This is a genomic window from Cysteiniphilum marinum (assembly GCF_014857925.1).
Classification (GTDB): Bacteria; Pseudomonadota; Gammaproteobacteria; order Francisellales; family Francisellaceae; genus Caedibacter; species Caedibacter marinus.
Map to the genome: position 1 here is coordinate 1 of NZ_JACYVZ010000064.1, position 5914 is coordinate 5914.

Here is a 5914-nt window from a genome sequence, read left to right on the forward strand (position 1 = left end):
ATAAACCAAGCAATTCAACAGGTAATACCATATCCAATTTCGTGAGCATTTTAAGTTCTTTCGGTTTAAGTTAATATCACAAAATTATAACAGATTTAACCCGTCCAACGGAAATAAGGATTGAGCCGAAATATCATCTAACTATATCGATAAAAAACAACAAGGCATTGCTACAGATATTGACTATAAACAAATGATTACCGATTTATATAAACTTTGCTTCCATGAAGAGATGATTATGCTTGTGCCTTCAGCAACCGTTCCCTTTGGCAAAGAAGCGCTTAAGAAAAAAGTTGAAGAAACAGAGTAATATACTATCGCCATAATACAATTAGACCAAATTCACTTTAACTCACCAACGTCTCACGACTCTGGCAGTTGGTATTATTATGATAGTAAAACGCTTAGGCCTTATTGCAACGATATACGCAGCATGTTTAATAAAATATAACAATCAATCTTATATCCTAATATTGATTAGCTTCTATAACCTTATCTATTTTTTATGATTACACTGCTCATTCGTGATAATATGATATTCATCATAACTGATCGATTTCATAATCACTAAGGCAAGCCTATGGGTGCTCATGACCTACAATTTCGTAAAGCTTTCTCAGATCCAAATATGTTTAAAGTGGCATGTGAAATTTATTTGCCAGAGGACATTAAGAAGAAGCTTAATTTTTCAACCCTGAAATTAAGACAAATGAGTGGTGCGTTTATTCGTAACCTTATCATACTGCAATACAATATTGACCCCGATAAAGATGCAAAGCTATTTGAGCAGTTAAAAGAAGAAATCGGCGATATCGTGTATAGTTGCGAAACATATGACGATGCCGAAGTATTGTTAATTGCCCATAGTGAGCATCAAAGCACACCAGATAAGCATTATCCTTTGCGTAATGCATTATATGATATATCAGCACTTAAAGATTTTGTTGAAACTGAAAAACCAGACAAATACCCTTTAGTTGTAAGTTTTCTTGCATATCACGGCAAGCCTTCACCATACCCTTATCCAACTGATATTATTGAAAATTTTGAGCACCAGGAATTAGCGCAAAAGTATTTTCTAAAGCCAATCTTGATTGATTACCGGCAATCAGCTGATGAAGAGCTGCTGGATCATGGTGAGATATCTGGGCTTGAAATTGCATTAAAGCATACCTTTGATGAACAGGTTGATGATAATGTCATCAAAAACTTAATGCATGGATTGCAAAAATGCACTAAAATTGAATTAAGACGTGACTGGTGGATGTATGCATTGCGATCATGGGAAACATCAGCAGACATTATGATTAAAGAGTATAAAGAAACCTTAAATGAAGAGGAAATTTTCGTCATGACAGCAGCACAACAACTTGTAGAACGAGGCGAATTAAAAGGGAAACAAGATACTGCAAGAAACTTGTTTACTATGAACTTATCTGTGGAGCAAATAGCAAAAGCAACTGGTCTTGATCTTGATTCTTTACTAAAGCTACGAAAAGAAATGGACAATAATACGCAACACTAAATTCCCATTTTTTAACCACGATCGTGGTCGCAAAACAGGAAATCACTGTTTTGCTTATTAAACAGTACTACACATAATTCTAGGTAATATCATTTTCAATCAAACTTATATATAATATAGATTTGAACGTTAGTCAGGTTACTATTTTTGGCAAATAAAAAGAAAACTAAGACACGAAATAAATCAGGTAAAATAACAGCGTGGCTTTGTCATCTTCGATGTAAGTTTACGAAGCCAGATGACGCAAATATCTATATTGAGCGCTGCTCAATTAAAGTTGGATTAAGTAATCTTAAACAAGCCAAAGAAACTATGGATTTACACCATGCTGTTGTTGATTGGATAGAGGATCTTAAATCTGAAAATGGCTATCACAAAGATATTGAACTAAAAGTCGAGAGGTGGGAGCCAATACGATAGTACCAGTTAAAAATTAAAATAAGGAGCCATGCAATGGATGCAAATCAAGGTCTAACCGATGAACAGAAGTTACAGGAAGCTATAGCAATGTCAAAAATTGGTGTACCATTGTCTGTCATTGCTAAAGTAATGGATGTGCCACTAGCATCTATTAGCAACCTGAAAAATGAAAGAGCCAATTGTAACGAATGAATTATGGTAAATTATGCAACTAGTTGAAAAAAGTTATAAGCAAAAAATCGAAGAACACGCAGTTAATTACTTTAAAGACTTACATTGTTGTATGCCTCCTCAAATGATTGCGCGCACTATTTCTTTTTTTGAATTTTCTTTGTCAAAAGAAGGGTTAGTGGATAATGGCGATGATGAAATAGTACACTCTGATTTTATTAAAATATCAAAGAGCTTAGCGACTGATTTAAAACCTGTTGTTCTCGGTGTTGCAAGCATTTATGGTACAAAGCCATTAAAGATTCATAACAAAGGCAGTAAGCCATCTTACGCCTTTTCTTTTGTTGGTTATCAAGGAGATGCTCACGCCTGTTACGTGTCTCTAAATAAGTTGATTGAATTTATTAAAGAGGTTCGCAAAGAATATATTGCCTCAACCATTGAAGAAGTTAATATCGCACCCAAGCAGCGTGAAGTTAATGGATTTGTACATAACTGGATAGCACAACTATCTTCACACCTTAATCCCACTGCACTTACTGGTGACAACTTCGAGCGAATTAATCAATATATCTCAAAGCACTTCAAAACAAGCGATGACGAGCACCAGTATAATAAAGATATTTTAAAACTATTACAGCTATTTGCAAAAGCCACTGATCAAGAAATGACAGGTAAAGAGTTTGCCGAGCATTATCATAAAAAAACTGGACAAACGATTGAGCAGCTTGCCGAACGAGAGAATAAACTCAACGGGCTACCACTGATTGTTAACTGGTTATAAAACTCTATCTTTATCCTAGCCTATTTATTTGACCTCCCAAAAATCGAGAACATATTGTTTAGCACGCTTATAATCTTCACGGGATAACGCAATTTTATTCCTTGGATTATAAAGACCTGATTTCAACTCATAAGTAAATTCACTTAATCGATCTTGCCTTGTTTTTGGCCTAATACGCTTACTCAAGGTGTCTGCATAATTACTGCGTTGCAGTCTCAATGTCCGCAGCATTTCTTTTAAAGCACGATGGCTGGCTTCAACGTTATATTTCATACCTGCAAATATCAGCATACTCTCTCTTTTTGGGAAACGTCTTGTTAAGGAGACCAAGACAGTGCCAAAGCATGAAGCAACATAATGACCAATTTCATCAGCGTAAAAAATGGATGCTTTAAATGTCGTTGTCACTGCTTTACTTTGGACAATTTGATCAAAGTTAAATTCTGTAGTAAGCATGGACTCTTTTAACAAGTCCTCATGAAAAGTCTCTATATCATTACGCGCATCATAAAAATCATAGGTGCCACTAAAGCTCTCTTTAAAGATTTTACCTATTTTTCGGTCATTACATGGGACGATTTGTTTTTCTTTTTCCGCCTTGGCTGCTTCTTTCTTGAGCTGCTCTTCACGGTAAGCATGACTTCTTAAATCGCTATCAACATAATCTTCCAGTAACTTAGCTAATGATTTATTACTAATATCACAGCATTTCATAAGCTTCTCATGTAAATCCTTGCCTACCTTAATAATCGCTTTATCATGCCTTTGTGCATGCTGCCTTTGTTGATAGGCCATAATAAAACGCTTCCATTGATCATCGGTAAGATATTGATCTATCCAGTATTGAACATCTGCTTGTGATGACTCTGTAGAAAGCATTTTTAAACTTTCTAGCATTTTATCATCAGCCGTAATCTTACCCAATGAAATGGCTCGTTGAAAATAGTCCAAGAAATAATTAATATGATGTACTAATATTTTCTTTTTAGGTTTTGCCATTGCTCAATTGAAATTCGTCTTACTAATTTAAATATTATCAAATCATATTTAATATATGCCCTCAAGTTGTTTTTATAACTTGTTACCTCAACAGGGAATTTTGGCCCAATTCTTTAACCGAGTGTCAACTCTCACTTTAAAATCAATGAAATATATTATATATTGCATCTTATATCCTAATACATTTTATAAATGGCTTTGCATAGATGATTACAGATGATCAATTTATAAATTACTATGAGTGCATTCTTAATGCAATTAATGCTGACCGGATAGATTCTAAAGCGGGGATGCCAATTTCTGAGCTTGCAGAGCATCTTATGGCAATTCATGAAACAGAGGCTTTAAATAATTTCATTAAAGAGCATCTTGATGCAGATGATTTTAAGCGTGTACGTAATGCAGTATACCAACGGGAGTATCATAAAAAGCATACACCTTATAATTTTAAAGTGACTGACAAGGATACGATTAAAGCATTGCAATCTTTAAAAGGAGAGCTAGGCAATCCATCTAATGAAGAAATGATCAATCAGCTCATCAAGAACTATCAGAAAACAAAAGATAGTGCACCAGTACCCCCTATAGAATCAAAGCCACCTATTAAAATTGTAACTAAACATGTCTCTGGTACAACAGAAACTACTAATGAAACACAATTATCTGCAGAGAATATCTCTCAATTAACCGAGCTTGCTCAAAAGAATGATACTGACAGCAATACACTGCTTGGCATATTGCTAGAAAATGAAGCCTCTAATATTGATGCTCTGGAATACATGGACAAGCCATCACATCGAGAAGATCAATTGCGGCGATACTTTAAAGGTGACATGAGAAAACTTGAGCTTGCTATTGCCGAGAGCTTTTGTGATGTTGATAGCAAATCGGATATTTCAGCCATTAGTCATGCCATCAACAAACTTGTCAAAAAGATAGCGCATGACCGTTCAATCACTCAATATAATAAATCTGCTCAAATCATTGAGACAGACAAGGTTAAAGTTGATAAGAATAAGTATTACTATTATGGCAGTCTGTTGGCCAAATGTGTTTCTGTCTGGCTGAATACTCAGGAAATTTATTTTGAACCTGGCATGTATCATCATGAGCATGCAGTAATGTTTATTGGCATGCCATACAATGCTCAATTATCCAAAATGCTATTTGATTATCTTTATCAGCTATTTAGTGAAATTAGGGAACAACATCATAAGTCACTGCACCATCGATTAACCCCCCGTAACAAGACTTTAAGATGCAACCAATTTATGTATAGTTTTGCCAAACAACTTGAATATCTTGATGCTTATATCGGCATGGGAACAGAAACAGATCATAAAGCATTGTGTGATTATGAAGATAAGCATTACCGTTTCCTAAATCGCTTTTAATTTCCCCAGTCTTATACATTTAAAAAACTTTCATTTTTTTGGCTTTTTCCTCTTCACTCCGATCGGTTTGATTTGCTATGATCAAGTCGATGACAACCATATAAACCAATCCAGTTATACATGAAAAGCTTTGGTTGTAGCTGCGATGAACTCAAGTAATCGTATGTATAAAGGGGAAGATTTAAGGTGTTGTATATGAGGTTAACGAATATACAGCATGCATCATAACTTAAGTCTTTGAAAATAACGGTAGTAAATCATATAAGTGAAGACCTTGCATTGCTTGAGTAGCTTATGTGTTTTGTAGTGAAGAGTCAGTGTAAATAACTGGAGTAACTATAAAGTGCTATTGATGATGCCTATACCCTGCTTAGGTATAGTCGTGATGTTTAACAATTGAATGTCACACATTAATTATTGTGTGATCATTGTATTAGCCAGCGGGCTTTTGTCCGCTGGGCAAATGTTCTCTGGCTGTTGTCTAATCCATAACAAAAGGAGATGAGATGATTAAATCTACAGCTCACCGGTTTAATTCTAATCAAGTGTATAATATTAACTTGGTTGGAGCAGATAGATGATAGATTGGATCGTTAATTTAGGGCGTATTGACCCTGTAAA

At 35.0% G+C, this 5914-nt stretch carries 6 protein-coding genes; 5 read left to right on the forward strand and 1 reads right to left on the reverse strand.

Annotation, left to right across the window (positions count from 1 at the left end; all coding sequences use genetic code 11):
• Window positions 1–580: 580 nt before the first annotated feature.
• From IE867_RS13900 to IE867_RS13915, 4 genes are all read left to right on the forward strand, one after another.
• A complete protein-coding gene (locus IE867_RS13900; RefSeq protein WP_192485309.1) occupies window positions 581–1525 on the forward strand; it encodes an Rpn family recombination-promoting nuclease/putative transposase in 945 nt (314 codons plus the stop codon).
• A 147-nt stretch (window positions 1526–1672) separates the two neighbouring features.
• Window positions 1673–1945, forward strand: a complete 273-nt coding sequence (locus IE867_RS13905; RefSeq protein ID WP_192485310.1) for a hypothetical protein — start codon at window positions 1673–1675, stop codon at window positions 1943–1945.
• A 33-nt stretch (window positions 1946–1978) separates the two neighbouring features.
• Window positions 1979–2137, forward strand: a complete 159-nt coding sequence (locus tag IE867_RS13910; protein WP_192485311.1) for a hypothetical protein — start codon at window positions 1979–1981, stop codon at window positions 2135–2137.
• Window positions 2138–2150: 13 nt separating this feature from the next.
• A complete protein-coding gene (locus IE867_RS13915) occupies window positions 2151–2900 on the forward strand; it encodes a DUF7168 domain-containing protein (RefSeq protein ID WP_192485312.1) in 750 nt (249 codons plus the stop codon).
• Window positions 2901–2924: 24 nt separating this feature from the next.
• Here the strand turns inward: IE867_RS13915 and IE867_RS13920 are convergent, their stop codons facing one another.
• Window positions 2925–3899, reverse strand: a complete 975-nt coding sequence (locus IE867_RS13920; protein ID WP_192485313.1) for a hypothetical protein — start codon at window positions 3897–3899, stop codon at window positions 2925–2927.
• Window positions 3900–4105: 206 nt separating this feature from the next.
• On the opposite strand from IE867_RS13920, the gene IE867_RS13925 reads away from it, so the two are divergent.
• Entirely contained in the window at window positions 4106–5293 is a 1188-nt protein-coding gene (locus IE867_RS13925) for a DUF7168 domain-containing protein (RefSeq protein WP_192485314.1), read from the forward strand.
• Window positions 5294–5914 lie beyond the last annotated feature (621 nt).